The sequence below is a fragment of the Comamonas sp. BIGb0124 genome, assembly GCF_003752175.1.
Lineage (GTDB): Bacteria > Pseudomonadota > Gammaproteobacteria > Burkholderiales > Burkholderiaceae_C > Comamonas_F.
The window spans coordinates 147354-171107 of the sequence record NZ_RJVF01000010.1 but is presented as its reverse complement, the minus strand read 5'-3'; the positions used below and the strand labels follow the sequence as shown (position 1 = coordinate 171107).

The following is a 23754-nucleotide window of genomic DNA, read 5'->3' as shown; positions in this document are numbered from 1 at the left end:
GTTTCTGCCCTCCATGATCACGACTCTTGCCCGTCGAACCAATGTTCGCGAGCTTTCATGATCAGCGCTGTGGCTTCGTCCGAAGACTGGCCGGTGATTTCTACGAGTTCGTCGACGGCCAGATCGGCCAGATCGTCGCGGGTGTGGACGCCAGCCTGCGCCAGCTTGGCGATGGCAGCGGTGTCCAGTCCCTGGAGGTCGCGCAAGTCTTGCGAGACGCTGCCCACCGATTCCTCGCGGGCAATTTCCATGGTGAGCAGCGCATCCTTTGCACGGGCACGCAGTTCATTGACGGTGTCTTCGTCGAAGCTTTCGATTTCCAACATTTCCTGCAGCGGCACATAGGCCACTTCCTCGAGGCTGGTGAAGCCTTCGCTGATCAGGATGTCGGCGATCTCTTCATCGACGTCGAGTTTCTGCATGAACAGCGAACGCACAGTCTGGGCCTCGTCGGCCTGCTTCTGGGCGGACTCGGCAGCGTCCATGATGTTGATCTTCCAGCCGGTCAGGTCGGAAGCCAGGCGGACGTTCTGACCGCCGCGACCGATCGCGATGGCCAGGTTTTCTTCGTCGACCACGACGTCCATGGCATGGCGCTCTTCGTCGACCACGATGGAGCTGACGTTGGCCGGAGCCAGCGCGCCGATCACGAACTGGGCGGGATCTTCGCTCCAGAGCACGATGTCGACCCGTTCGCCGGCCAGTTCGTTGGTCACGCCGTTGACCCGGCTGCCGCGCACGCCGACGCAGGTGCCGATGGGATCGACACGCTTGTCATGCGAGAGCACGGCGATCTTGGCCCGGCTGCCGGCATCGCGGGCGCAGGACTTGATCTCGAGCAGGCCTTGTTCGATTTCGGGCACTTCCTGGCGGAACAGCTCGATCATGAACTCGGGGGCCGAGCGCGACAGCAGAATCGGCGCGCCGCGCAGGTTCAGGTCGACTTCCATGATCATGGCCCGCACGCGGTCGCCGGTGCGCAGATTTTCCTTGGGGATCATCTCGCTGCGACGCAGACGGCCTTCGACACGGCCCGACTCGACGATCAGGTCGCCCTTGTCGAGACGTTTGACGGTGCCGACAAAGATCTTCTCGCCGCGCGACATGAAGTCGTTGAGCAGCATCTCGCGTTCGGCGTCGCGAATCTTCTGCAGGATGACCTGCTTCGCAGCCATGGCACCGATACGGCCGATCGGCACGGAGTCGACCGGCTCTTCGATGTAGTCGTCGACTTCGATGTCGCCGATCTGATCCTTGGCTTCGAACAGCAGGATTTCCTGTTCGGGCAGTTGCAGGCCGGCTTCATCCGGAACGACGTGCCAGCGGCGGAAGGTTTCGTAGGCGCCGGAATCACGGTCGATCGCCACACGGATATCCACTTCGCCTTCATACAGCTTTTTGGTCGCCTGAGCCAATGCGGCTTCCACGGCGCCAAACACCACGTCGCGCTCGACGTTCTTTTCGCGCGAGATGGCCTCTACCAACATCAACAATTCGCGATTCATGCCACGGCTCTCCTGCAAATACTGCTACTCTTTTATTAACTAATCTTGCCGACCTGCTCGCCAGGAGCAGCAGCGTCACGGGGTTTGCGGCCTTTGAAGTCGACCAGCGGGGCCAGCCGTGCTTCCTTGAGCTCGTCCAGGGTGAATCCCAGCGCATGGACGGCTTGTTCTGCCAGTTTTTTCTTGCCGGGTTTCTGACCCGGCTTGGTCTCGATGGGATCGCGCCAGACGATCTGCCAGCCGCTCTCGGTCTTCTCGAGCTCGCCACGGAATTTCTTGCGGTTGGCGGACACTTGCCCACCCGCTGCGGCACCCAGGGGCTGCTTGAGCGTGATGTCGACCGTCTCGCCTTCGAAACGCAGGAAATCCTGCTCGTGGCGCAACGGGCGATCGATACCGGGGGAGGAAATTTCGAGCCGCTTGTAATCGGCCCCGTCGACTTCGAGGGCGAACTGCAGCTGCCGTGTGACTTTTTCGCAGTCTTCGACGGTCACGAAGGCATCGGGTGCACCGGGCACGGCCTGCGCGGACCAGGGAAGATCGATGGTGATGCGCAGCAGCCCCCCAGCGGAGCGCTCGACTTCCACCAAGTCATAACCGAGTCCGGTCACGGTCTGTTCAACGATTTCCTGCAACGCCACCCAAGTCCTTTCAAGCCGACAGTCCAACGCGGACCCACAGCACAGAACACGGGCGCGCCAGCCGACCGCTCTTGCTTCGTCGCAAGAACAGTCCGCCTAACAAGCCCGTCAAATACTGTGCGCAAACATGTTCATATCCGTTTGACCAAAAAAAAAGGGCGGTCAGGTCGTCCGCCCGTTTGGTCGTTTAACTCGCTATTGTAACCCCTGCTGCCAGTCCGCACAAGGCTCGCGGTACAGGCCGGCCTCTTGCTACAGCAATTCGATGTCGGGCAGGCTCACGAAAGTGGTCTCGCGCACGATGCGCACGAAGTCTTCGAGATGGTTGCGCCCCGTCGCCTGAGCCGGCCAGACCGCATACAGCCTGGAGGTCAGGCCTTGGGCGGTGATGGAGCGCTGCGAGACGTAGCCGCGATCGAGATAGTGCTTGACGGCCCACAACGGCAGGGCCGCCACGCCGCGCCCGCTGGCCACCAGTTGCAGGATGGCCACGGTCAGCTCGGTGGTCCGGCGCGGCACGCTCACGCCGGCCGGCCGCAGCACCTGCCGGATGAGGTCGAGCATGTCGTCGGGCACCGGATAGGTGATCAGGGTCTGGTCGGCGAAATCCTCGGCCGACAGGTGACTGCGTGCCAGCAGCGGATGCTGGTTCGACAGCAGCGCCACCATCTCGAAGGCGAACAAGGGCCGCACGGTCAGGCTGGCCAGCGAACTGCCGGTCTCGTCTTCGGGATTCCATTCCGAGACGATGGCCAGGTCGGCCCGGTTCTGATGCAGCAGGCCCACCGGATCGGCCTGGAAACCCGAGACGATGTCGAGCTCGACCTCGGGCCAGCGCTGCCGAAAGATGTCCATCGCAGGCATGAGCCAATCGAAGCAGGTGTGACATTCCACGGCAATGCGCAACTGACCTGCCCCGCTTTCCCTGAGCCGGGCCACATCGCGTTCGGCCTCCTCGACCTGCGGCAGCACCCGATCGGCGAGTTCGAGCAGGCGCTGCCCGGTGCCGGTGAACAGGGGCGGCACCGATTTGCGTTCGAACAAAGGGCCGCCATAACGCGCTTCCAGCAGCTTGACCTGGTGCGACAGGGCCGACTGCGTCAGGTTGAGCAACTGCGCGGCACGCACGAGGCTGCCGGTGTCGCGCAGAGCAACCAGGGTTCGGAGATGTCGGACTTCGAGGAGGGAGGACATGGGAGCGGCCCGGCCCCTCTCGAGACCATCGATTACCTTCAAGTTGTCTGGCAAAAAATGTCGTTTGGATAATACATGTGTTTGAACGGCCCTGACGGGCGCGGCCATGCCAGCGCCCGTGCGAACAGGCGACCGTGCATATCGCACTGGCGCACTGGCGCACTGGCGCATCGGCACCTCGGGCCGGTCGGGCCCGGAAATCGAAAAAGCCGCACATCCCTTGAAGGACGTGCGGCTTTTTCATGACGACCGCCCCTGTGACGGGGAGTCAGGATGTCCGGTCGCCGATCAGCCCACCCACTTGCGGGCGTTGCGCCAGATGCGCAGCCACGGGCTGGCCGCGCCGGCATCGCCCGAGGTCCAGCTCATCTGCACATTACGGAAGACCCGCTCGGGGTGCGGCATCATGGCAGTGAAACGGCCGTCGGCCGTGGTCACGGCCGTCAGGCCCTGCGGGCTGCCGTTGGGGTTGAGCGGGTAGACCTCGGTGGGCTGGCCGTGGTGGTCGACAAAACGCATGGCGCCGATCACCTGCTGCGCGTCGCCGCGGCGTGCGAAGTTGGCATAACCTTCGCCGTGGGCCACGGCGATGGGCAGGCGGCTGCCGGCCATGCCGGCAAAGAACAGGCTGGGCGATTCCAGCACCTCGACCTGGCTCAGGCGGGCCTCGAAACGTTCGCTGCGGTTGGTGGTGAAACGCGGCCAGGCTTCGGCGCCGGGAATGATGTCGGCCAGTTCGGCAAACATCTGGCAACCATTGCACACGCCGAGGCCGAAGGTGTCGCTGCGGCCGAAGAAGGCCTGGAACTGCTCGGCCAGCACCGGGTTGAAGGTGATGGAACGCGCCCAGCCGATGCCGGCCCCCAGCGTGTCGCCGTAGCTGAAACCGCCGCAGGCCACGATGCCCTGCATGTCGGCGAGACTGGCCCGGCCGTTCTGCAAGTCGGTCATGTGCACGTCGACCGCCTCGAAGCCGGCGCTGTCGAAGGCATAGCCCATCTCGACATGCGAGTTGACGCCCTGCTCGCGCAGGATGGCGACCCTGGGGCGCGCGAGGTTGAGGAAGGGCGCAGCAACGTCTTCGGCCGGGTCGAAGCTCAGCGCGACATGCAGGCCGGGATCGGTCGGATCGCCTGCCAGGGCATGCTCGCTGTCGGCACAGGCCGGGTTGTCGCGCTGCTGGTTGATCTTCCAGCTCACGCTGTCCCAGACCTGATGCAGGTCGGCGAGCTCGGCGCTGAACACCGTCTTGGCGTCGCGCCAGACCTGCAGTTGGCCCTTGCCTGCATCGATGGCCGAAGCGGCAGGACGGGTCTTGCCGACGACATGCGTCAGGCGGCCCAGGCCGTGTTCGCGCAGGGTGCGCAGCACGGCATCGCGCTCTTCGGTACGCACCTGCAGCACGGCACCGAGCTCTTCGCAGAACAGCGCCTTGAGCGTGAGTTCCTCGCGACGGCCGCTGACCTGCTGCGCCCAGTTCTTGGAGTCCCCGGTTTCCATGCGGCTGTCGCTGATGCCGTCGCCTTCGGTGATGAGCATGTCGACATTCAGGGCCACACCGACATGGCCGGCAAAGGCCATCTCGGCCACGGCAGCCAGCAGGCCACCGTCGCTGCGGTCATGGTAGGCCAGCAACTTGCCTTGCGCACGCAGGGCGTTGACGGCATCGACCAGATGCACGAGGTCCTGGGGATCGTCGAGGTCGGGCACGTCGGTGCCTTCCTGGCCCAGCGCCTGGGCCAGGACGGAGCCCGCCATGCGGTGCTGGCCTGCGCCCAGGTCGACCAGGATCAGGGTGGTGTCGGATTCGGCTTCGAGCTGGGGCGTGAGGGTGCCACGCACATCGTCCAGGGTCACGAATGCCGAGACGATGAGCGAAACGGGTGCCGTGACCTTGCGGGCGGCGCCGTCGGCGTCCTTCCATTGGGTGCGCATGGACAGCGAGTCCTTGCCCACGGGAATGGAGATGCCCAGGGCGGGGCACAGTTCCAGGCCGACGGCCTCGACGGTGCGGTAGAGGGCCGCATCTTCGCCCGGTTCGCCGCAGGCGGCCATCCAGTTGGCCGACAGCTTGACACGCGACAGCTCGAACGGCGCAGCCAGCAGATTGGTGATGGCCTCGGCAACCGCCATGCGGCCGGACGCCGGAGCGTCGAAGGCCGCCAGCGGCGTGCGTTCGCCCATGCTCATGGCCTCGCCGGCGAAACCGCCGTAGTCGGCCAGCGTCACGGCCACGTCGGCCACGGGCACTTGCCAGGGTCCGACCATCTGGTCGCGGTGGGTCAGTCCACCCACGGTGCGATCGCCGATGGTGATGAGGAATCGCTTGGAGGCCACGGTGGGGTGGCCCAGCACCGCGATGACGGCATCCTGCAGCGTCACGCCGGTGAAGTCGACGGGCTGGAAGCTGCGCTCCACGGTCTGCACGTCGCGGTGCATCTTGGGCGGCTTGCCCAGCAGCACGTCCATGGGCATGTCGACGGGTGCCAGCGTACCGGCCGCTTCGGCGGCATCGCTCTCGACCACCGACAGGCCACGTTCCTCGGTGGTCACGCCGACCACGGCAAAGGGGCAGCGCTCGCGTTCGCAGAAGGCCTGGAACTGGGCCAGCGATTCGGGCGCGATCGCCATCACGTAACGTTCCTGGCTTTCGTTGCTCCAGATTTCCTTGGGCGCCAGGCCGGACTCCTCGAGCGGCACCTTGGACAGATCGAAACGCGCGCCGCGGCCCGCATCGTTGACCAGCTCGGGGAACGCATTGGAGAGACCGCCCGCGCCCACGTCGTGGATCGCCAGGATGGGGTTGGCATCGCCCAGGTTGGCGCAGTGGTTGATCACCTCTTGTGCGCGCCGTTCGATTTCGGGATTGCCGCGCTGCACCGAGTCGAAATCGAGCGAGGCGGCATTGGCGCCTGCGGCCATGGAACTGGCGGCGCCGCCGCCCATGCCGATGCGCATGCCCGGGCCGCCCAGCTGGATCAGCAGGCTGCCGGCCGGGAAGACGATCTTGCGGGTCAGGCGCGCATCGATGGTGCCGACGCCGCCGGCGATCATGATGGGCTTGTGGTAACCCCGGCGCTCGCCGGCCACCGTCTGCTCGTACTCACGGAAATAGCCGGTCAGATTGGGACGGCCGAACTCGTTGTTGAACGCCGCGCCGCCCAGCGGGCCTTCGGTCATGATCTGCAGGGCGCTGGCGATGTGGGCCGGACGGCCGTAGTCGGCACCGGCGTCGGGCCAGAGCTTGGAGACCGTGAAGCCGCTCAGGCCGGCCTTGGGCTTGGAGCCCCGGCCCGTCGCACCCTCGTCGCGGATCTCGCCGCCGGAGCCGGTGGAGGCGCCCGGGAAAGGCGAGATCGCCGTCGGATGGTTGTGCGTCTCGACCTTCATCAGCACATGCCGCAGTTCCTGCTGGCGTGTATAGCTGGGTGCGCGGTCCTGCTGTTCGGGGCTGGCCACGAACTTCTCGAGCGTGTAGCCCTCCATCACCGAAGCGTTGTCGGCATAGGCGATGACGGTGTGCTGGGGTGCGTTCTTGTGGGTGTGGCGGATCATGCCGAAGAGGCTGTTGGGCATCTCCTCGCCATTGATCGTGAACCGGGCATTGAAGATCTTGTGCCGGCAGTGTTCGCTGTTGGCCTGGGCGAACATCATCAGCTCCACGTCGGTGGGATTGCGGCCCAGCCGGGTGAAGGCGTCGACCAGGTAGTCGATCTCGTCGTCGGCCAGGGCCAGGCCGAATTCGGTGTTGGCGGCTTCGAGGGCTGCCCGGCCGCCGGCCAGCACGTCGACGGTGGCCATGGGCGCGGCCTCGAGCACGGTGAACAGGCGCGCGAGCTGGTCGCGGCTGTACATCACGCTTTCGGTCATGCGGTCGTGCAGCAGCAGGCCGATCTGCTCTCGCTGAGCCTGGCTCAGGCTGGGCTTGCCGGCCAGCAGGCCGGTCTTGAAGGTGAGCACGTACTCGGTGACACGCTCGACGCGGTGCAGCGCCAGTCCGCAGTTGTGGGCGATGTCGGTGGCCTTGGAAGCCCAGGGCGACACCGTGCCGATGCGCGGGCTGACCAGGATCACGCCGCCGTCCGAGAACTCGGTCGGGACTTCGTAGGGCTCGCCGTAGCTCAGCAGGGCCGCGACCCGGGCCGCCGTGGCTTCGTCGGGCTGGCCGTCGAACACCGCCACGTGCACGAACCGGGCATGGATGCCGTTGATCTTGTCGTGGATCGCCTGGAGCTGAGGCAGCAGTTGCTGGGCGCGGAAGGAGGACAGCGCGTTGATGCCGGGGGCGGCGCCTTCGAAGAGGGAAAGATACGGGGTCACGGTGCGAGTGGCCAGGTTTTGCGCGGCGCCCGGCAAGGCCGGGGCGTTCGGGCGGTGGGGAGGGAAGCCGGGATTTTAACGGGTTCGGGGCAAGCCCCGCTTCAGCGCGCCGCCGTTCCGCCGCCGGAGGCCGGCAGGGGCGGCGTGCGGTCCCAGGCCTCGATGATGCGTTCGGTCAGGCGCGCATGGTCGCCGTCGAAATGGTGACCGCCCGCCGTTTCGAGCACGGAAGCGCCACTGGCAGCGAGTTGCGGACAGGCACTCTCGACATCCTCTCGCCCGTAGACACACTGCACCCGCGCGGCCGGCACGTGCACCATGGCCTCCAGCGTCGAGCGGCCGTCGCTGGAGCCGATGCCCAGCCAGCCGCCCACACGGATGTGGAAATCCGCTTTGCCCGCCAGCCCCAGCAACGACACGAAACGCACCGATTGCCGCTGCTCCTCGGGCAGCCGCTGGTAGATGAAGGGCATGACGTCGGCACCGAACGAATAACCGATCAGCGCCACTTCACGCACCTGCCAGCGCTGGCGGTACTCGGCCAGCACACGGGCCACGTCGGCGGCCGTCTGTTCGGGGGTCTTGGTTTTCCAGAAATAACGCAGCGCATCCCAGCCCAGCACCGAGATGCCGCGCTGGACCAGTTCCGCACCGACCTGCTGGTCGATGTCGCGCCAGCCGCCGTCACCCGAGATGAACAGCGCCATCCGCTCGCTGCCCGGCTTGTGAAGCTCGACCACGGGCAATCCGGCAAAACCGCCGCGTGCCGAGTGAGACAGATGCTGGATCACGGCTTGCGCCAGGCGCTCGACCGCCTCTTCCTGCATCAGCGCCTGCGCGGCCTGCCCCACTCCGGCTGGATCGGGTGCCCGCGCCGGATTGGCGCTCGATGGCTGCACCGTGTAGAGAAAACCCTGGTCGGCTGCCGGCTGGCCCGTGGCGCAGTCGGGCAACTGCACCCCGGTTTCGGCGGGACCGCCATCGACCACGGCGCCGGCCACCGTCTCGGGCATGGCTGCGGCAACCGCCTGGTGCGCCAGCACTCCGCCGGCGCCCGTGCCCGCCAGCACCGGCAGCAGAAAGCCCTGTACATCCTCGCGGCGCAGCAGTTGTTTGGCCATGTAGCCCAGATCGCCGGCCAGAATGCCGCAACCGCGGGTTTCGGCCACGCGCTGCACGCTGGCATAGTCGTCGAGATCGACCACGGCCACCAGTGCGCCCTGGGCGGCGATGCGCCGGGCGGCCTGCCGTTCGACCGACTCGGAATCCGAATCCTGGGCCAGCAGGATCACCAGCGCGCGCGCCGCCTCGGTGTCCCGATCCGTGGGACCGATCACCTCGACGTCACCGAAACGGCCGCCCAGGCTTTCGCTCTGCCAGTAACCCACACCGACCCAGATGGCTGCGGCCACCAGGCCCGCCCCTGCGACGGCCACGCCCGTCTTGATCCACCGTTTCATGCGTCCTCATCCCCTTGGAACTGCCCGATCCGCCCTCTGTACCGGCGCCACCTGCCCTCTGTCGATCGAGGATGGGCATGCACCGGTCCGGTCGCGATCCGGCTCAGCCTGCCTGCACACGCAGGCGGGCACATTGTGAGGGTTTCCAACCGGCCCGGCGCTTCTCGGGGGGCTCACTGGCCTCGCGAGAAACCGGCGCGAGGGCACTCAGGCCGTGAATTCGATGCTGAGCCCCGTCAGGTCGAGGCCGTCGATCTGCGAATGCCAGGTCTGCCCGGCCTCGACCGGATAAGCCGTCGTGATCGTGCCGGTGGTGACGATCTCGCCTGCGGCGATGGGCGGGCGCGACTGTGCGGCCAGCACACGGGCCAGAGCCAGAATGGACTGCAGGGGGCTGCCCAGCACCTGCCGGCCCTCGCCCTTCTCGACCGCGACGCCGTCGCGCGACAGCAGCAGGGAGAAATGCTTCAGGTCTTCGGCCAGACCGTCGGACAGGGCCGAGACCGCGACCTGCGGACCGACCACCAGGCAACCATGGAACACCGAGTTGGCCACCGTATCGGCCACCACGGTGTCCTTGCTGTCGTAGTTGGACTGCACGATCTCGTAGCCGCTGGCGATCCAGTCGATGGCCGCGAGCACCCCTTCCTCGCCCTGGCTCACATCGGGTGCCTCGCGGAAGTGCACGACCACTTCGGGCTCGATGCGCGGTGCCAGGAAAGGGGCCAGGCTGAGGCGGCCGCGGGTGTCCGTCCAATGGATCACGCTGTGCCCGTAGATCGACGACCAGACCGGCGCCTCGACGCCCAGCTTGCGCCAGGCGGACGTGTTCGTCAGCCCGATCTTGCGGCCCAGCGCCACGGCGCCCTGCGCCAGCCGCAGCCGATGGACACGTGCATCGATCTCGTAGGCTTCGTCCAGGGTCACACCCGGGTAGCGGTGCGAGACGGGGCGCAGCGTGCGGACCGCCGTACGGGCGGCAAGGAGTTCGGCAGCGCAATCGGACAGTTGTTGATCGGTGAGCATGCGGTGGAAACCATCCAGGAAAAGATGAAAAATCAAACCGGCCGTCGGTCGACGGCCGGTCGGCCTGCCTGCGCGCAAGCAGGTGTGCAGGACAAGAGGAATCGGAGGACTACTTCTTGAGGCACTCGGAGAGATGCTGCTTGCGTTCGTCCCCCTTGAGTCCGGTCGCGGAGGCGTTGCAGGTTTTCATTTTCTCCTGCTGCCGCAACTTGCTGTTGGACAGACAGCTTTTCATGAACGCCTTGCGATCGTCCCCGGTCTTGCCGGTGGCCTGCTGGTTGCAGGTCGCCATCAGGCTTTGCTGGGCTGTTTTGTCTGCCGCGTGCACCGGCGTGGCCAAGGCCAGCAGGCAAACCACGGCCGACAGGGCCGGATACAGGAAAGAAGCGCGTGTTGTGGTCATGTGGTGCTCCTGAAACAAACGCCTGATCGGCGCAGGCGCATTTCAGCATGCTCCGGGGGGCTCAACAAGTGGGCAGACCCGGTTCAGGACGATCTGACAAACGCCGGCTCAAGCCGTCCAGGCCTGGGCCAGCAGCTCTTGCGCCGGAAGGGCCTGGGCCCCGCCGCCCCAGGCCGCTCCCCAATCGGGATCGAGCCGGCTGTCGACAAAAATGCCGGTTGCCGCCGGGCTGCCGAACTGCAGCATGAGCGCACCTTGCGCCGCCAGGGCCAGTTGCTGCGCGGCATGACGCGCCCGGGGCTCCAGCAGTTCGGCCGGCCGCAGGAACTGCACGGCCAGCCCCTGCACCAGACGCTGCAGCGGCGCGCAGCCCGCCTGTCCGGCCACCTCGTCGAGATGCTGCAGCACACGCTGGGCATCCTCGCGATGACGTGCGGCCACCCGCAGCATGTCGAGGCACATGATGTTGCCCGAGCCCTCCCAGATGGCGTTCACCGGCGCCTCGCGGAACAGCCGGGCCAGCGGCGAGGACTCGACATACCCGTTGCCACCCAGAACCTCCATCGCCTCGCCCGCAAAGGCCACGGCGCGCTTGCAGTTCCAGTACTTCGCAACAGGGGTGATCAAGCGGCGCCAGGCCAGGTCGAGCGCCAGCGAATCGCTGTCCGGCAGCGCCTGGGTGGATTCGCCGGACGTGCCGGCGTCGCCCTGCTGCCAGGCCGCCGCCTGCCCGAACCGGCCCGCCAGGTCCATGGCCAGCAGCATGGCGGCCTCGGATTCGAGCGCCATGTCGGCCAGCACGCTGCGCATCAGGGGCTGCTCGGCCAGCGGTTTGCCGAAGGCCTTGCGCCAGCGGGCATGGTGCAGGGCTTGCACCAGTCCCTGCCGCATGAACGCTGCGCTCGAGAGCGCGCAGTCGAGCCGGGTCAGCGTCGCCATCTCGAGCAGGATGCCGATGCCGCGGCCGGGCTCGCCGACGCGCACGCCCCAGGCGGCGGCGAACTCGACCTCGGCACTGGCATTGGAGCGGTTGCCCACCTTGTCCTTGAGGCGCTGCAGATGCACCGTGTTGCGCCCGCCATCGGGACGCCAGCGCGGCACGAAAAAACACGACAGCCCGAGCTCGGCCCCGCCCTGGGCATCGGCGCCGCGCTCACGGGCCAGCACCAGATGGGCGTCGCACATGGGGGCAGAGAAAAACCATTTGTGACCGGTGATCAGGAACTCGGTGCCCCAGGGGCCATCGGTCTGCCCCTGCAGCGGCACGGCCTGGGTGAGGTTCCCGCGCACATCGCTGCCCCCCTGGCGCTCGGTCATGCCCATGCCGAGGGTGACGGCGAACTTCTGCTCGATCGGCAGATCGCGCGGGTCGTGCTCGCGGGCCGCCAGCCGGGTGGCCAGCGCCGCATGCAGGGCCGGATGCCGGCGCAGCACAGGGATGGCCGCATGGGTCATGGTGGTCGGGCAACTGGAACCCGGCTCGGCCTGGCAGTGGAGAACGTGCGCCGCGGCGCGCGCAGTCCACGCAGAGGGCCGGTCGTCCAGATGCGACAGGTTGGCCACGCCATGGCGGCGGGCCAGATCCATCATGCGGTGCCAGGCGGGGTGGAAACGAACCACGTCGATCCGCTCGCCGGCACGGTCGTGGCTCTGAAGTTCGGGCGGGTAACGCTGCACATCCTCGGCGTCACGCAAGGTGGCTTCGCTGCCGCACTCGGCGCCCTGGTGAACCAGGGCCGACTCGTGCCAGCCCGCGCCCCCGCGCAACACGGCACGCGACAGCACGGGATCGCTGGCATACGGATTCCAGTCCTTGAGTTCGGGCGGCTGGTTGTGCACGACCGTTTCCAGAACGGCATGCGACCCCAGGTTGGACGAGGCGAAATCATTCATGGCGTGCTCCGGAGGGCCTGTCGGTCCATTCTGGACCCGTCCGCCGCCGGGCGCGATGGGGGTTTACCGAAAGCCGGGGGCTTCGTGCCCGAGCCGGCCCGCTCCGGCCGGAACGCTTAAAATCGACGCCATATGAGCATCATCATCAAAGACCAGGCCGGCATCGAGGCCATGAGACTGGCTTGCAGGCTGGCCTCCGAAGTGTTGGACTATCTCGACCCGCACATCAAGGCCGGCACGACCACCCGGCAGATCGACGAACTGGCCCGGGGCTACATGGCCCAGCAAGGCACCGTCTCGGCCACCCTCAACTACCAGCCCCCCGGCTATCCGCCCTATCCGGCATCGCTGTGCACCTCGCTCAACCACGTGGTGTGCCATGGCATTCCCAATGACAAGCCCTTGAAGAAGGGCGACATCATGAACATCGATGTCACCGTCATCAAGGATGGCTGGTACGGCGACAACAGCCGCATGTATGTGATCGGCGACGCCTCGATCGCGGCCAAGCGGCTCTGTGCGCTGACCTTCGACGCGATGTGGCTCGGCATCCTGCAGGTCAAGCCGGGCAACCATTTCGGCGACATCGGTCATGCCATCCAGAAATTCGCCGAAGGCCACGGCCTGTCGGTGGTGCGCGAGTTCTGCGGCCACGGCGTGGGCCAGAATTTCCACGAGGAGCCGCAGGTGCTGCACTACGGCCGCCCCGGCACGCATGAACAGCTCAAGCCGGGCATGATCTTCACCATCGAGCCCATGCTCAACCTCGGCCGCAAAGAGGTCAAGGAACTGGGCAACGACGGCTGGACCATCGTCACCAAGGACCACTCGCTGTCGGCCCAATGGGAACACACCGTGCTGGTGACCGAAACGGGCTACGAGGTGCTGACCCTGTCGGAAGGCAGTCCGGCCCTTCCGGCGTTCGTGCAGGCCGTCAAGACCTGAGACCTGATACCTGCGCCACGGCGGACGGCTCCCGGCGAGCCGCCCTGCCGACCCCACGCCGGCTCAGCCCAGCGGGTTGCCTTCGATGTTGGAGATGATGCCGCGGATGACGTTGCTGCCATCCTCGCGGCGCAGTTCCTCGTACCAGCGCTGCGTGACCTCGGGGTCCTTGGCATGCGTGACGTCGCAGCGCCTGCGGGCACGCAACACCAGTTCGGCAGTGCGCTCGTTGCGTTTGTTCTGGTAGCGCACCAGCGCGTCTTCCACGCCCAGGGTGTTGGTCTGCAGCGCGATCGCCAGCACCACGGCGTCCTCCATGGCCGCACAGCCGCCCTGCCCGATGTCGGGCGTGGTGCTGTGACCGGCATCGCCCAGCAAGGCCACACGGCCCCGCGCGAACTGCATGAAGGGTTCGATGTCGTGGATTTCCACGCGGTTGGTGGTCTGCGGATCGATCTGGCCGATCAGGCGCTGCACCGGCTCGGCCCAACCCTTGAAATACTCGCCCAGCAGGGCCGGATAGGTTGCGCGGTCGTTGGGCAGGCCGGTCGGCAGCGGCACATCGAAAAAGAAATAGAAACGGCCGCCGGCAATGGGCATCACCGACACCCGCTTGCCCTCGCCCACGAAGGTGGTCCACTGCGTGGCCGGCGCGATGCGCTCGTCGATGTCGACCAGGCCGTTCCAGTTGACATAACCCGCATAGCGCCGCTCGGGCTGGCTGCCCAGCACATGCGCACGCACGGTCGAGTGGGTGCCGTCGGCGCCGATCAGCAGGTCGCCCGTCGCGGTGCTGCCGTCGGCGAAGGTGGCGGTGACCTGCTGCCCGTCGTCGTGCACCTGCGTGAGCTTCATGCCCAGATGGATGCGGTCGCGACCGAAGGCATCCATCAGCATGAACTGCAGGGCCGCGCGGGACACCGGATAAGGCCGCTGGCCGACGGCCTCGACCAGGGGCTGCAGGCTGAACTGCGTCATGACCTCGCCGGTATGGCCGTCCATGTAGGCCATGCTGTCCATCTGCCCGCCGAGCGCCGCGGTCTCGCGCTCGAGGCCCAGGTAGTTCAGGCATTTCACGCCGTTGGACCACACGGAAATGGCGGCACCGACAGGCCGGATCTCGAGCACCTGTTCGTAGATCTCGACGTCGTAGCCGATGCGCTTGAGCGCGATGCCTGCGCTCAAGCCGCCCATGCCTGCCCCGATGATGATGACTTTCATGCGGATTCCTTGATATCTGCCACGTCCTGGTGCCTGGATTCGCCGCGCCGCACCATCATGATGCAGCATCGGCCTCAACGGACCACCGTTATGCGGCCACCCAAAAGTGTATACAAAAATCGGGCCACCCTGCCCTTTTCGCGCCCCGGCCGCCCCGGTTCCCGCATTGATAGCACCGTGCGGCCACCGGCCTTGCGTTCTGCCCGACCGGCCCTAGAATTTGATACCGAGCGCGCATGCGGTCCTCACCGGGACTGCACGCCTTGCACGCTTTAACATGCAGGGTCCGGCACCGCCGCCGTTCCCCACTTTCCTGCCGTCTTCCCATCCGCCTCCCATGATCGACATCAACCTACTGCGAGACGACTACCGCGCGCGCAAGGCCGAATTGTTCGGCGACATCGCCACCAGCGGACAATCCGTGCGCGGCATCCACAGCGTGATGCGCCATCTCGCACGCGAGGCGGACCAGGTCCTCAAGACCCTGTGGAAGGCTGCTGCGCTGCCCGAGGGTTTTGCCCTCGCGGCGGTGGGCGGCTTCGGCCGCGGCGAGCTGTTTCCCTACTCGGACGTGGATGTCCTGGTACTGATGCCCGATCGCACGCGGCCCGAGGTCGACCCCGAGCTCAAGGAAAAGCTCGAGCGCTTCATCGGCAACTGCTGGGATGCGGGGCTCGAGATCGGCTCGAGCGTGCGGACCGTGAGCGAATGCCTGAGCGAGGCGGCCAAGGACGTCACGGTGCAGACCTCGCTGCTCGAAGCCCGCCTCGTGACGGGCAGCCGCAAGCTCTATATGCAGTTCCGGGCCGGCTTCGAGGACGCACTCGACGCCCGCGCGTTCTATGTCGCCAAGATGCAGGAGATGCGGCAGCGCCACGCCAAGTTCGAGAACACGCCGTATGCGCTCGAACCCAACTGCAAGGAATCGCCCGGCGGCCTGCGCGATCTGCAGGTGGTGCAATGGGTGGCACGTGCATCGGGCTTCGGCAAGAACTGGGACGAGCTCAGCCGCAACGGCCTCATCACCCGCTTCGAGGCACGTCAGATCAAGCACAACGAAGCCCTGCTCAGCCTGGTGCGCGCCCGCCTGCACCTGGCCGCCAGCCGGCGCGAAGACCGGCTGGTGTTCGACATGCAGACCGCGGTCGCCGAGATGTTCGGCTACACGGCGCAAAGCGGCCACCGCAGCAGCGAACAGCTGATGAAGCATTACTACTGGGCAGCCAAGGCCGTCAGCCAGCTCAACCAGATCCTGCTGCTCAACATCGACGAACGCCTCAACCCGGCGGATCACGAACTGCGCCCCATCAACGAACGTTTCTTCGACAAGGCCGGCCTGATCGAGGTGGCCCGCGACGACCTGTACTTCGAACAGCCGCACGCCATCCTCGAGACCTTCTATCTCTACCAGACGCTGCACGCCATCCGCGGCCTGTCGGCGCGCACCATGCGCGCGCTCTACAACGCGCGCGAAATCATGGACAGCGCATTCCGCCACGACCCGGTCAACCATGCGATGTTCATGCGCATCCTGCAGGCGCCCGAGGGCCAGACCCACGTGTTCCGCCTGCTCAACGACACCTCGGTGCTGGGCCGCTACCTCTGGGTGTTCCGCCGCATCGTGGGGCAGATGCAGCACGACCTGTTCCACGTCTACACGGTCGATCAGCACATCCTCATGGTGCTGCGCAACGTGCGGCGTTTCTTCATGGCCGAGCATGCGCACGAGTATCCGATGTGCGCGCAACTGGCCGCAGGCTGGGACAAGCCCTGGCTGCTCTACGTCGCAGCCCTGTTCCACGACATCGCCAAGGGCCGCGGCGGCGATCATTCCGAACTCGGCGCGGTCGAGGTGAGGCGTTTCTGCAAGGAGCACCACATCGCCACGGCCGACGCCGAGCTCATCGAGTTCCTGGTGGCCGAACACCTGACCATGAGCAGCATCGCGCAGAAGCAGGATCTCAGCGACCCGGCCGTCATCAGCGCCTTTGTCGACCGCGTCGGCAGCGAGCGCAAGCTCACCGCGCTGTATCTGCTGACCGTTGCCGATATCCGCGGAACCAGCCCCAAGGTCTGGAACGCCTGGAAAGGCAAGCTGCTCGAAGACCTGTACCGCTACACCCTGCGCGCCATGGGCGGCCGCCTGCCCGACGCCGATGCGCAGGTCGAGATGCGCAAGCGCGAGGCCATCAAGCAACTCGCGCTGAACACGGCGCTGCCCAATGGACAGGAAGCGCTCTGGGGCACGCTCGACGTGCGTTACTTCATGCGCCACGATGCCGGCGATATCGCCTGGCACACACGCCAGCTCGGCCCCGTGCTGGCCAAGGCCGCGGGCCAGAAGACCGACGGCGGGCCAGCCAAGCCGACGACCGTGGTGCGCGCCCGGTTCTCGCCGGTGGGCGAAGGCCTGCAGGTGATGGTGTACACCCCCGATCAGCCCTCGCTGTTTGCCAGCCTGTGCGCGTATTTCGAGCAGAACGGCTTTTCGATTCTCGACGCCAAGGTGCACACCACCAACGACGGCCACGCGCTCGACACCTTCCAGATCGTCAGCTCCCTGGTCCCCGAGCACTACCGCGAACTGGTCTCCATGATCGAGACCGAGCTGCCGTTGACCATCGCCCGTCCGGACACCCTGCGCCTGCCCAGCCGCGGCCGTGTCTCGCGCCGCGTCAAGAGCTTTCCGGTACAGCCGCAGGTCGACTGGCTGCCCGATGAAAAAGCGCAGAACTGGGTGCTCAACATCATCGCCAGCGACCGTGTGGGCCTGCTGCACGCCGTCGCCCACGTGCTGGGCCGCCATGGCGTCAACCTGCAGATGGCCAAGATCACCACGCTGGGCGAACGCATCGAAGATACGTTTCTGATCAGCGGCGAGACGCTGACGCAGTACCGCAATCGCCACGACATCGAAAACGAGCTGCTCGAGGCCCTGCAAGCCTGATCCTTCGCCAGCGATCGCCCGGTCTGTGCGCATCGTCGCCTTTGGATGACAGGCATTGCCGGACAAGGCCTGGATGCCGAACAGGCGGCGCACCACGAATCGGGTGCATGATGGATGGGACGGCGCGGACTCCGGTTCGCAGGCCGTCCCCGATCAACACGAAAGGAGCATCCATGCACATCCAAGTCCGTACAGACGATCACATCCAAGGCGGTGAATCGCTCGCCAGCTGGCTGCAGGAAGAAACGGCCAGCCGCCTCTCGCGTTTCCGCGAAAACGTCAGCCGTGTGGAAATCTATGTCAGCGACACCGATGCCGGCAAGACCGGTGCCGGCGACAAGCGCTGCGTGATCGAGGCCCGTCCCAACAGCCGCCCGGCCATTGCCGTCAACGCCGAAGCCGACAAGGTCGCTTCCGCTTTCGTCGCGGCGATCGACAAGCTCGCACGTGCACTCGACACCGACCTGGGCAAGCTCAAGGACAAGGCCGGCCGCGACACCATCCGTTCGGCCGAAGCCTGAGGCCTGTCCTGCAGCCTCGCACAGACCGCGAGGGCCTGCAGGACCCGGAAAGGGCGGCACGGCAAGCCTGTGCCGCCCTTTTTTCTTTTCGCCGGGGCCGCTTCAGTCCTGCGGCGGAAACAGCACGTCGGTGTAACCGAACCGGCCAAAATCCCGGATACGCATGGTGTAGAGCACGCCCTTCAGATGGTCGTATTCGTGCTGCACGACACGGGCGTGGAACCCTTCGGCGACCTGCTCGACCGGGTCGCCGTACACGTCGAATCCGCTGTAGCGGATGCGTTTCCATCGCGGCACCATGGCACGCAAGCCGGGAATGGACAGGCAGCCTTCCCAACCCTCTTCCTGTTCGTCGTCCAGCGGCTCGATCACCGGGTTGACCAGCGCCGTGCGCGCAATGACCGGAGCATCCGGATCGCGCGCCAGCGGCTCGCCCGTACCGAACACCATCACCTGCAGGTCGACGGCGATCTGTGGCGCGGCCAGCCCGACGCCGCCTTCCGCATCCATGGTCTGCCACATGTCGGCCACCAGCAGATGCAGGTCGTCGGTGTCGAATTCGGTGACGGGCTGGGCGACCCGCAGCAGGCGCGGATCGCCCATCTTGATGATGGTTCTCAGGGTCATGCAATAAGCCTTGTTTGCGCCATGTCAATCCAGCGAGGCACGACGGGCTCGACAGGCGCATGCACAATAGCCGAACAAGACAGAAACCGCCAGTCCGCCGGCAGGTTTCGACGACAACGACCGCGCCCCGACCCATTCAGACCGATTGTCCGCCAGCCGCCGATTCCATGTCCCAGCCTTCCCCTTCCGACAGCCCAGCCGAGCCTCAGACATCCGGGCCCGCGGTCTCACGTGTCGAAAAAGCGGGCCTGCCGGGTGAATCCAGCCATGCCGCGCGCGTGGACGAACACCTGGCAGCGCTGCGTGCACTCAAACCGCTGCCCTGGCCGGTTCGCGCGCTGCTCGTGGTGTTTGCCGGCCTCAGCCTGGCGACCGGCATCGTCGGCATCTTTGTGCCTGGCCTGCCCACCACGGTCTTTGTCCTGATGGCGGCCTGGGCGGCTGCACGCAGTTCGCCCCGGCTCTACGGCTGGCTGGTGAGGCATCGCCTTTTCGGGCCCATGATCATCAACTGGCACAACGGCGGAACGGTCAGCCGCAAGGCCAAGTGGAGCGCCAGCATCACCATGGCGGTCTGCGCCGTGATCGTCGCCTACACGGCTCACCGCCCATGGCTGGCCATCGTGGCCATCGGCAGCATGGCCGCCGTGTCGATCTGGCTCTGGATGCGGCCCGAGCCCCAGGCACCCGGCACCGAACACGCAGACCGCTGAATCGGCCCGGCGCTGGGCCAAGCGAGCCCGGATGACCGCAAGGCGCCAGGCCATGCCTTCCCGGCCCCGGTCAAGCCCTCAGTCGCAGGGACCGCTGAGGGTCTGGGCCTGGCTCACATTGCTGTTGGGCGGCACGCTGTGCGTCAGCCAGACATTGCCGCCGATGATGGAGCCCTGCCCGATGGTGACGCGACCCAGCACCGTGGCTCCGGCGTAGATCACCACGTCGTCCTCGACCACAGGGTGACGGGCCAGACCCTTGACCAGACTGCCGTCCTCTTCCATGGGAAAGCGCTTGGCACCCAGCGTGACATGCTGGTACAGCCGGACCCGCTCGCCGATGATGGCCGTCTGGCCGATCACCACACCCGTGCCGTGGTCGATGAAAAAGCTGCGGCCGATCCGGGCTCCGGGATGGATGTCGATGCCGGTGCGCGCATGGGCGATGTCGGCCAGCATGCGCGCCAGGAAAGGCGAGCCCAGCCCATAGAGCGCATGGGCCAGCCGATGGCAGATGATCGCCGCCACGCCGGGATAACACAGCAGGATCTCGGAAATGCTGGTGGCCGCCGGATCGCCCTGATAGGCCGCCTGAAGGTCGCTGACCACCACGGCACGTACCTGGGGCAACCCTTGAGCGAACTGCGCCGTGATCTGTGCCGCACGCGCCTGCAGGATCTGGACATCGGTCTCGACCTCGCTGTCGTGTGCAGAAAAATGCAGGCCGCGACGCACCTGCTCCTGAAGCAGATGCAGGGTGTCGTTGAGCCGCTGGCCGACGAAAAAATCGATGCTGTGGTCGTCGAGTTCGGCTTGCCCGTAGTGCGTGGGAAACAGCGCGGCCAGGCAGCCGTCGAGAACCTGCTTCATCACCTTGCGCGACGGCAACTCGCGGATACGGCCTTTGTATCGGATCTTGTGCTGTTCCTCGCGCGAGACACGCAAGGCCTGCACGACAGAGGCCAGATCCCAGGAGGTGGCGGTATCGGCAGCCGGCGCCGTGCCGGAAACGGGGGGGATGGACGGAGAAGGCATGGGGGCTTGTCGTTTGAATACGGTTCTGCAATCCGGGCCGGCGGTGAAGTCGCCCGTGCGGCGCGCATCTGGGCGCGCTGCCCCTGAATTTAGCGCAAGCGGGATAAACCTGTCGGCAACCCCGGCTTGGCAGGAAGCGGCCACACGCGGCGGGCGATGCAGGCCCCCGGCCGGGTGCATCGCCCGCCGCATGGCGCAGACCGGCGAAAGCCGTCTTAGCCGCGCCGGCCCGTGGAAGGCCGCAGCGCGTAGGCACCGTCACCCAGCAAGGCCAATGCCGCAGCAGACACGGCGAGGAACACCGGGTACTCCCAGCCACCGCCGTTGGGGGCGGCAAAAGCCCAGCCGTTGCCCCAGTGCACGCTCGATGCGAACAGCAGTTGCACGGCAGCCACGGCGGCCACCCAGCGCGGCACGATGCCCAGGATCAGGAAGATGCCGCCGATCACCTCGAACGCGATGACCGGATAGGCCAGGAATCCGGGAAAACCGACGCTGGAAAAGAACTGGGCCGTGCCGGCCGGGGTGAACACCAGCAGCTTGGTCAGGCCATGGGCCAGAAACATCACACCCAGCGCCAGGCGCAGCAGGAATGCGGCATACGGCGCCGTGGAAGCGTTGGGGACGGAGGGAAATTGAGACATGATGGAATCCGATCGACAAAAGAAAAAAACAAAACAGCAAAAAACCCTGGAACCGAGCGGCCGCGTTCAGCCGCCGGCGCCCGCCGCCAGCCTGGCCTCGATCCAGGCACCGAAGTCCGCCAGTTCCTCGCGACAGAGCTCGTGGCCCATGTCGTAGAGGCGGGTCTCGTGCGGCACGCCCAGCCGGGACAGCCATTCGTCGGCCCGGTGGGCCCACTGCACGGTGAGCTTGTCGTCGCGCTGCCCATGGGCGATGAAGCCATGCACGCCGGCCAGCGCATCGGGCGCCGCCAGATGAGGTTCGATCTCGGGCAGGATGCGGCCGCTGAGCACGCCGAAACCGGCCACGCTCTGCGGCGCACTCAGCCCCACGCTGGCACTGAGAATGCCGCCTTGGCTGAATCCCGCGATGAGCGTGCCGCCGGCCGGCTGCGACCAGCGCTGCTGCAAGGTGCCGACCAGGGAAAGCAAGGCCAGCCGGCTGCGCTCGGCCTGGGCCGCATCGATGCGCGGCCCCTGCGGCCCGAACTGCACGGGAAACCAGGCATAGGCGCCCGGCCCCAAGGTCAGCACCGAGCGCACGAAGACCAGCCGCAGTCCGGCGGGCAACAGGGGTGCCAGACTCAGCAACTGGCTTTCGTTGCCGCCCACGCCGTGCAGCAGCAGCAGGGTCGCGCGGGCCGGTGAGCCGTCCGCCGGCTCGCGCACACGAAACGAAATGCCCGAAGCCGCATCGTTCTCGAGTTCCGGCACGCCGGTCGATGTCGCGGTGCTCATGCCACGGCCTCCTCTTCATGCGGCGCCAGGTGGCCCAGCACATACCCTTCCATCGACAACACGCCATGGCTGATGCCGCCGTCGATGACTTCGACCGGATCGGTGTCGTCGCTGGCCGCCATGGCGATCACCAGCGGCCAGTAATGCTCGTCCGTCGGATGGGCCCGCAGGGCATGCGGTGCACGTTCGCGGTAGTGGGCCAGCGATTCGAGGTCGTGGGCCTGCACCGCGGCACGGGCCCAGGCCGAGAACTCCTTGACGTACTCGGCCGCTTCGTCGCCGACGCGGCGGAACTCGTAGAGGTTGTGCGTCAGGCTGCCCGAGGCAACGATCAGCACGCCTTCGTCGCGCAACGCGGCCAGCGCCCGGCCCATGCGCACCGCCAGTTCGGCCGTGATGGGATGCGGCATGGAAACCTGCAGCACCGGCACCCGGGCCTCGGGGGCCAGATAACGCAGCGGCACCCAGGCCCCGTGGTCCAGCCCGCGCTGCGGATGGACACCGGTCTTGAAGCCGGCCTGTGCCAGACGCTCGGCCACGGCCTGGGCCCATTGGGGATGGCCGGGCGCCGGGTACTGCAACTGGTAGAGCGCGTCCGGGAACCCGCCAAAATCGTGCACGGTCTCGGGTTGCTCGGCTCCGGTCGTCAGCATGCCGCCGGCGGTCATCCAGTGCGGCGACACCACCAGAATGGCCTTCACGGCCTGGGGCAGCCGGCGGCCCACGGCCTGCAGCAGCGGACCGGCCTGGCCGGGGTCCACCGCAAATGTCGGTGAACCGTGGGATACGTAGATGACAGGAAGACGGGGTGTCATGGATCAGCTCCTTCGATGGCGAATCTGTTTTCGCCTTGAATCGAACTGTAGACCGGACGGTCTTTCCGATAAACCACTAGAATCCAGACATATTGTTCCGATTTTCGGAATAAATCCTGGAACAAGGTCCCCTGCATGGATCGTTCACTTGAAATGGCCGTCTTCGCGGCGGTCGTGGAAGCCGGCAGCTTCGTCGGCGCGGTCGAGCCGCTGCGCATGTCGAAGCCCGCCGTGTCGCGCCACATCCACGCCCTGGAGGAGCGCCTGGGCGTGCGCCTTCTGCAGCGCACCACCCGGCGCCTGTCGTTGACCGAAGAAGGCCGCATCTTCTACCAGCGAGCCAAGGAGCTGCTGAGCCTGCTCGACGAAGCCGAAGCCGAACTGCGCCCGACCCAGGGCGAGCCGAGCGGCACGCTGCGCATCAACGTGCCGGTGTCTTTCGGCATTCAGCACCTGGCGCCGCGCTGGGCCGCGTTCATGGAACGCTACCCCAAGGTCAAGCTGGAAGTGACGCTCAACGACCGTGTCATCGACTTGCTCGACGAAGGCTACGACCTGGCCGTGCGCATCTCGCGTCTGGCCAACTCCACCCTGATCAGCCGCCAGCTGGCGACCACCCGCATGATGCTCTGTGCTTCGCCCGGCTACCTGCGGCGGCGCGGCAACCCCGGTCATCCGCAGGATCTGAGCGAACACCTGATCCTGTCGTACACCAACTGGTCGGGCCGCGAGGAATGGCAATTCGACGGCCCGGCGGGACCGGCCAGCGTGCGCATCCGCCCCGCCATCTTCACCAACAACGGCGACACCACCCGCGCCATCGCACTGCAGGACGGCGGCATCATTCTCGAGCCCAGCTTCATGGTGGCCCAGGATCTGCAGGCCGGCCGCCTGGTCGAACTGCTGCCCGACTACCGCGCTCTCGAGCTCGGCGTCTACGCGGTCTACCCCTCCCGGCAGCACCTGCCGCTGCGCACCCGTTGCCTGATCGATTTTCTGGTCGAGTCCTTTGCGCAGGTGAACTGGTCGGATACGCCATCCGCCCGGCCCGCGGCATAACCGGGCCG

19 protein-coding genes are annotated in these 23754 nt (G+C 66.4%); 5 read left to right on the top strand and 14 right to left on the bottom strand.

Features of this window, described 5'->3' with window-relative positions; all coding sequences use genetic code 11:
• Window positions 1-17: 17 nt before the first annotated feature.
• The 8 genes from nusA to EC845_RS11365 all read right to left on the bottom strand — a co-directional run bounded on the left by nusA (window position 18) and on the right by EC845_RS11365 (window position 12442).
• Window positions 18-1505 (bottom strand): transcription termination factor NusA, encoded by a 1488-nt coding sequence (gene nusA, locus EC845_RS11400; protein WP_123298230.1) that lies wholly within the window; start codon window positions 1503-1505, stop codon window positions 18-20.
• Between the two features lie 35 nt (window positions 1506-1540).
• Window positions 1541-2146: a ribosome maturation factor RimP gene (gene rimP / locus EC845_RS11395; RefSeq protein ID WP_123298229.1), complete on the bottom strand. Its 606-nt coding sequence runs from the start codon at window positions 2144-2146 to the stop codon at window positions 1541-1543.
• A gap of 252 nt (window positions 2147-2398) precedes the next feature.
• Window positions 2399-3340 (bottom strand): LysR family transcriptional regulator, encoded by a 942-nt coding sequence (locus tag EC845_RS11390; protein ID WP_123298228.1) that lies wholly within the window; start codon window positions 3338-3340, stop codon window positions 2399-2401.
• Between the two features lie 288 nt (window positions 3341-3628).
• On the bottom strand, window positions 3629-7660 hold the full coding sequence (gene purL, locus EC845_RS11385; RefSeq protein WP_123298451.1) for a phosphoribosylformylglycinamidine synthase: 4032 nt from the start codon (window positions 7658-7660) through the stop codon (window positions 3629-3631).
• Window positions 7661-7761: 101 nt separating this feature from the next.
• Window positions 7762-9120: a virulence factor family protein gene (locus EC845_RS11380; RefSeq protein WP_123298227.1), complete on the bottom strand. Its 1359-nt coding sequence runs from the start codon at window positions 9118-9120 to the stop codon at window positions 7762-7764.
• Between the two features lie 207 nt (window positions 9121-9327).
• The gene (locus tag EC845_RS11375; protein ID WP_148077293.1) at window positions 9328-10146 is read right to left on the bottom strand and encodes a 2-keto-4-pentenoate hydratase; all 819 of its coding nucleotides are present in this window, start codon (window positions 10144-10146) and stop codon (window positions 9328-9330) included.
• 109 nt (window positions 10147-10255) lie between these two features.
• A complete protein-coding gene (locus EC845_RS11370) occupies window positions 10256-10549 on the bottom strand; it encodes a PsiF family protein (RefSeq protein WP_123298225.1) in 294 nt (97 codons plus the stop codon).
• A 108-nt stretch (window positions 10550-10657) separates the two neighbouring features.
• Window positions 10658-12442 carry an acyl-CoA dehydrogenase family protein gene (locus EC845_RS11365; protein ID WP_123298224.1) on the bottom strand — a complete coding sequence of 595 codons (1785 nt, stop codon included), beginning with the start codon at window positions 12440-12442 and terminating at the stop codon, window positions 10658-10660.
• Between the two features lie 132 nt (window positions 12443-12574).
• On the opposite strand from EC845_RS11365, the gene map reads away from it, so the two are divergent.
• Complete coding sequence (map, locus tag EC845_RS11360) at window positions 12575-13387, top strand: type I methionyl aminopeptidase (protein WP_123298223.1); 813 nt, start codon at window positions 12575-12577, stop codon at window positions 13385-13387.
• A gap of 63 nt (window positions 13388-13450) precedes the next feature.
• On the opposite strand, the gene hpxO is transcribed toward map, so the two are convergent.
• Window positions 13451-14608 (bottom strand): FAD-dependent urate hydroxylase HpxO, encoded by a 1158-nt coding sequence (hpxO, locus tag EC845_RS11355; protein WP_123298222.1) that lies wholly within the window; start codon window positions 14606-14608, stop codon window positions 13451-13453.
• Window positions 14609-14945: 337 nt separating this feature from the next.
• On the opposite strand from hpxO, the gene EC845_RS11350 reads away from it, so the two are divergent.
• On the top strand, window positions 14946-17555 hold the full coding sequence (locus EC845_RS11350) for a [protein-PII] uridylyltransferase (protein WP_123298450.1): 2610 nt from the start codon (window positions 14946-14948) through the stop codon (window positions 17553-17555).
• A 173-nt stretch (window positions 17556-17728) separates the two neighbouring features.
• On the top strand, window positions 17729-18076 hold the full coding sequence (locus EC845_RS11345; protein ID WP_123298221.1) for an HPF/RaiA family ribosome-associated protein: 348 nt from the start codon (window positions 17729-17731) through the stop codon (window positions 18074-18076).
• Window positions 18077-18178: 102 nt separating this feature from the next.
• Here EC845_RS11345 and def read toward each other — a convergent pair whose 3' ends face one another.
• Complete coding sequence (def, locus tag EC845_RS11340; RefSeq protein WP_123298220.1) at window positions 18179-18703, bottom strand: peptide deformylase; 525 nt, start codon at window positions 18701-18703, stop codon at window positions 18179-18181.
• Window positions 18704-18870: 167 nt separating this feature from the next.
• On the opposite strand from def, the gene EC845_RS11335 reads away from it, so the two are divergent.
• Window positions 18871-19416, top strand: coding sequence for a YbaN family protein (locus tag EC845_RS11335; RefSeq protein WP_123298219.1), 546 nt, complete (start codon window positions 18871-18873; stop codon window positions 19414-19416).
• A 78-nt stretch (window positions 19417-19494) separates the two neighbouring features.
• Here EC845_RS11335 and epsC read toward each other — a convergent pair whose 3' ends face one another.
• The 4 genes from epsC to EC845_RS11315 all read right to left on the bottom strand — a co-directional run bounded on the left by epsC (window position 19495) and on the right by EC845_RS11315 (window position 22687).
• Window positions 19495-20451, bottom strand: coding sequence for a serine O-acetyltransferase EpsC (gene epsC, locus EC845_RS11330; protein WP_123298218.1), 957 nt, complete (start codon window positions 20449-20451; stop codon window positions 19495-19497).
• 215 nt (window positions 20452-20666) lie between these two features.
• Window positions 20667-21095 (bottom strand): DoxX family protein, encoded by a 429-nt coding sequence (locus tag EC845_RS11325; RefSeq protein ID WP_123298217.1) that lies wholly within the window; start codon window positions 21093-21095, stop codon window positions 20667-20669.
• A 66-nt stretch (window positions 21096-21161) separates the two neighbouring features.
• The gene (locus EC845_RS11320) at window positions 21162-21872 is read right to left on the bottom strand and encodes an alpha/beta hydrolase (RefSeq protein ID WP_123298216.1); all 711 of its coding nucleotides are present in this window, start codon (window positions 21870-21872) and stop codon (window positions 21162-21164) included.
• Window positions 21869-22687: a dioxygenase gene (locus EC845_RS11315; RefSeq protein ID WP_123298215.1), complete on the bottom strand. Its 819-nt coding sequence runs from the start codon at window positions 22685-22687 to the stop codon at window positions 21869-21871. The genes EC845_RS11320 and EC845_RS11315 overlap by 4 nt, the downstream gene beginning before the upstream one ends.
• A gap of 135 nt (window positions 22688-22822) precedes the next feature.
• Here EC845_RS11315 and EC845_RS11310 point away from each other — a divergent pair, with 135 nt between their 5' ends.
• Entirely contained in the window at window positions 22823-23746 is a 924-nt protein-coding gene (locus tag EC845_RS11310) for a LysR family transcriptional regulator (protein ID WP_123298214.1), read from the top strand.
• Window positions 23747-23754: the final 8 nt, after the last annotated feature.

What these genes read in the sequence shown, in the direction of transcription:
- nusA (WP_123298230.1), bottom strand. Translation starts at nt 1,505, where the DNA reads ATGAATCGCGAATTGTTGATGTTGGTAGAGGCCATCTCGCGCGAAAAG.
- EC845_RS11390 (WP_123298228.1), bottom strand. Translation starts at nt 3,340, where the DNA reads ATGTCCTCCCTCCTCGAAGTCCGACATCTCCGAACCCTGGTTGCTCTG.
- EC845_RS11380 (WP_123298227.1), bottom strand. Translation starts at nt 9,120, where the DNA reads ATGAAACGGTGGATCAAGACGGGCGTGGCCGTCGCAGGGGCGGGCCTG.
- EC845_RS11375 (WP_148077293.1), bottom strand. Translation starts at nt 10,146, where the DNA reads ATGCTCACCGATCAACAACTGTCCGATTGCGCTGCCGAACTCCTTGCC.
- EC845_RS11370 (WP_123298225.1), bottom strand. Translation starts at nt 10,549, where the DNA reads ATGACCACAACACGCGCTTCTTTCCTGTATCCGGCCCTGTCGGCCGTG.
- EC845_RS11365 (WP_123298224.1), bottom strand. Translation starts at nt 12,442, where the DNA reads ATGAATGATTTCGCCTCGTCCAACCTGGGGTCGCATGCCGTTCTGGAA.
- map (WP_123298223.1), top strand. Translation starts at nt 12,575, where the DNA reads ATGAGCATCATCATCAAAGACCAGGCCGGCATCGAGGCCATGAGACTG.
- hpxO (WP_123298222.1), bottom strand. Translation starts at nt 14,608, where the DNA reads ATGAAAGTCATCATCATCGGGGCAGGCATGGGCGGCTTGAGCGCAGGC.
- EC845_RS11350 (WP_123298450.1), top strand. Translation starts at nt 14,946, where the DNA reads ATGATCGACATCAACCTACTGCGAGACGACTACCGCGCGCGCAAGGCC.
- EC845_RS11345 (WP_123298221.1), top strand. Translation starts at nt 17,729, where the DNA reads ATGCACATCCAAGTCCGTACAGACGATCACATCCAAGGCGGTGAATCG.
- def (WP_123298220.1), bottom strand. Translation starts at nt 18,703, where the DNA reads ATGACCCTGAGAACCATCATCAAGATGGGCGATCCGCGCCTGCTGCGG.
- EC845_RS11335 (WP_123298219.1), top strand. Translation starts at nt 18,871, where the DNA reads ATGTCCCAGCCTTCCCCTTCCGACAGCCCAGCCGAGCCTCAGACATCC.
- epsC (WP_123298218.1), bottom strand. Translation starts at nt 20,451, where the DNA reads ATGCCTTCTCCGTCCATCCCCCCCGTTTCCGGCACGGCGCCGGCTGCC.
- EC845_RS11325 (WP_123298217.1), bottom strand. Translation starts at nt 21,095, where the DNA reads ATGTCTCAATTTCCCTCCGTCCCCAACGCTTCCACGGCGCCGTATGCC.
- EC845_RS11320 (WP_123298216.1), bottom strand. Translation starts at nt 21,872, where the DNA reads ATGAGCACCGCGACATCGACCGGCGTGCCGGAACTCGAGAACGATGCG.
- EC845_RS11315 (WP_123298215.1), bottom strand. Translation starts at nt 22,687, where the DNA reads ATGACACCCCGTCTTCCTGTCATCTACGTATCCCACGGTTCACCGACA.
- EC845_RS11310 (WP_123298214.1), top strand. Translation starts at nt 22,823, where the DNA reads ATGGATCGTTCACTTGAAATGGCCGTCTTCGCGGCGGTCGTGGAAGCC.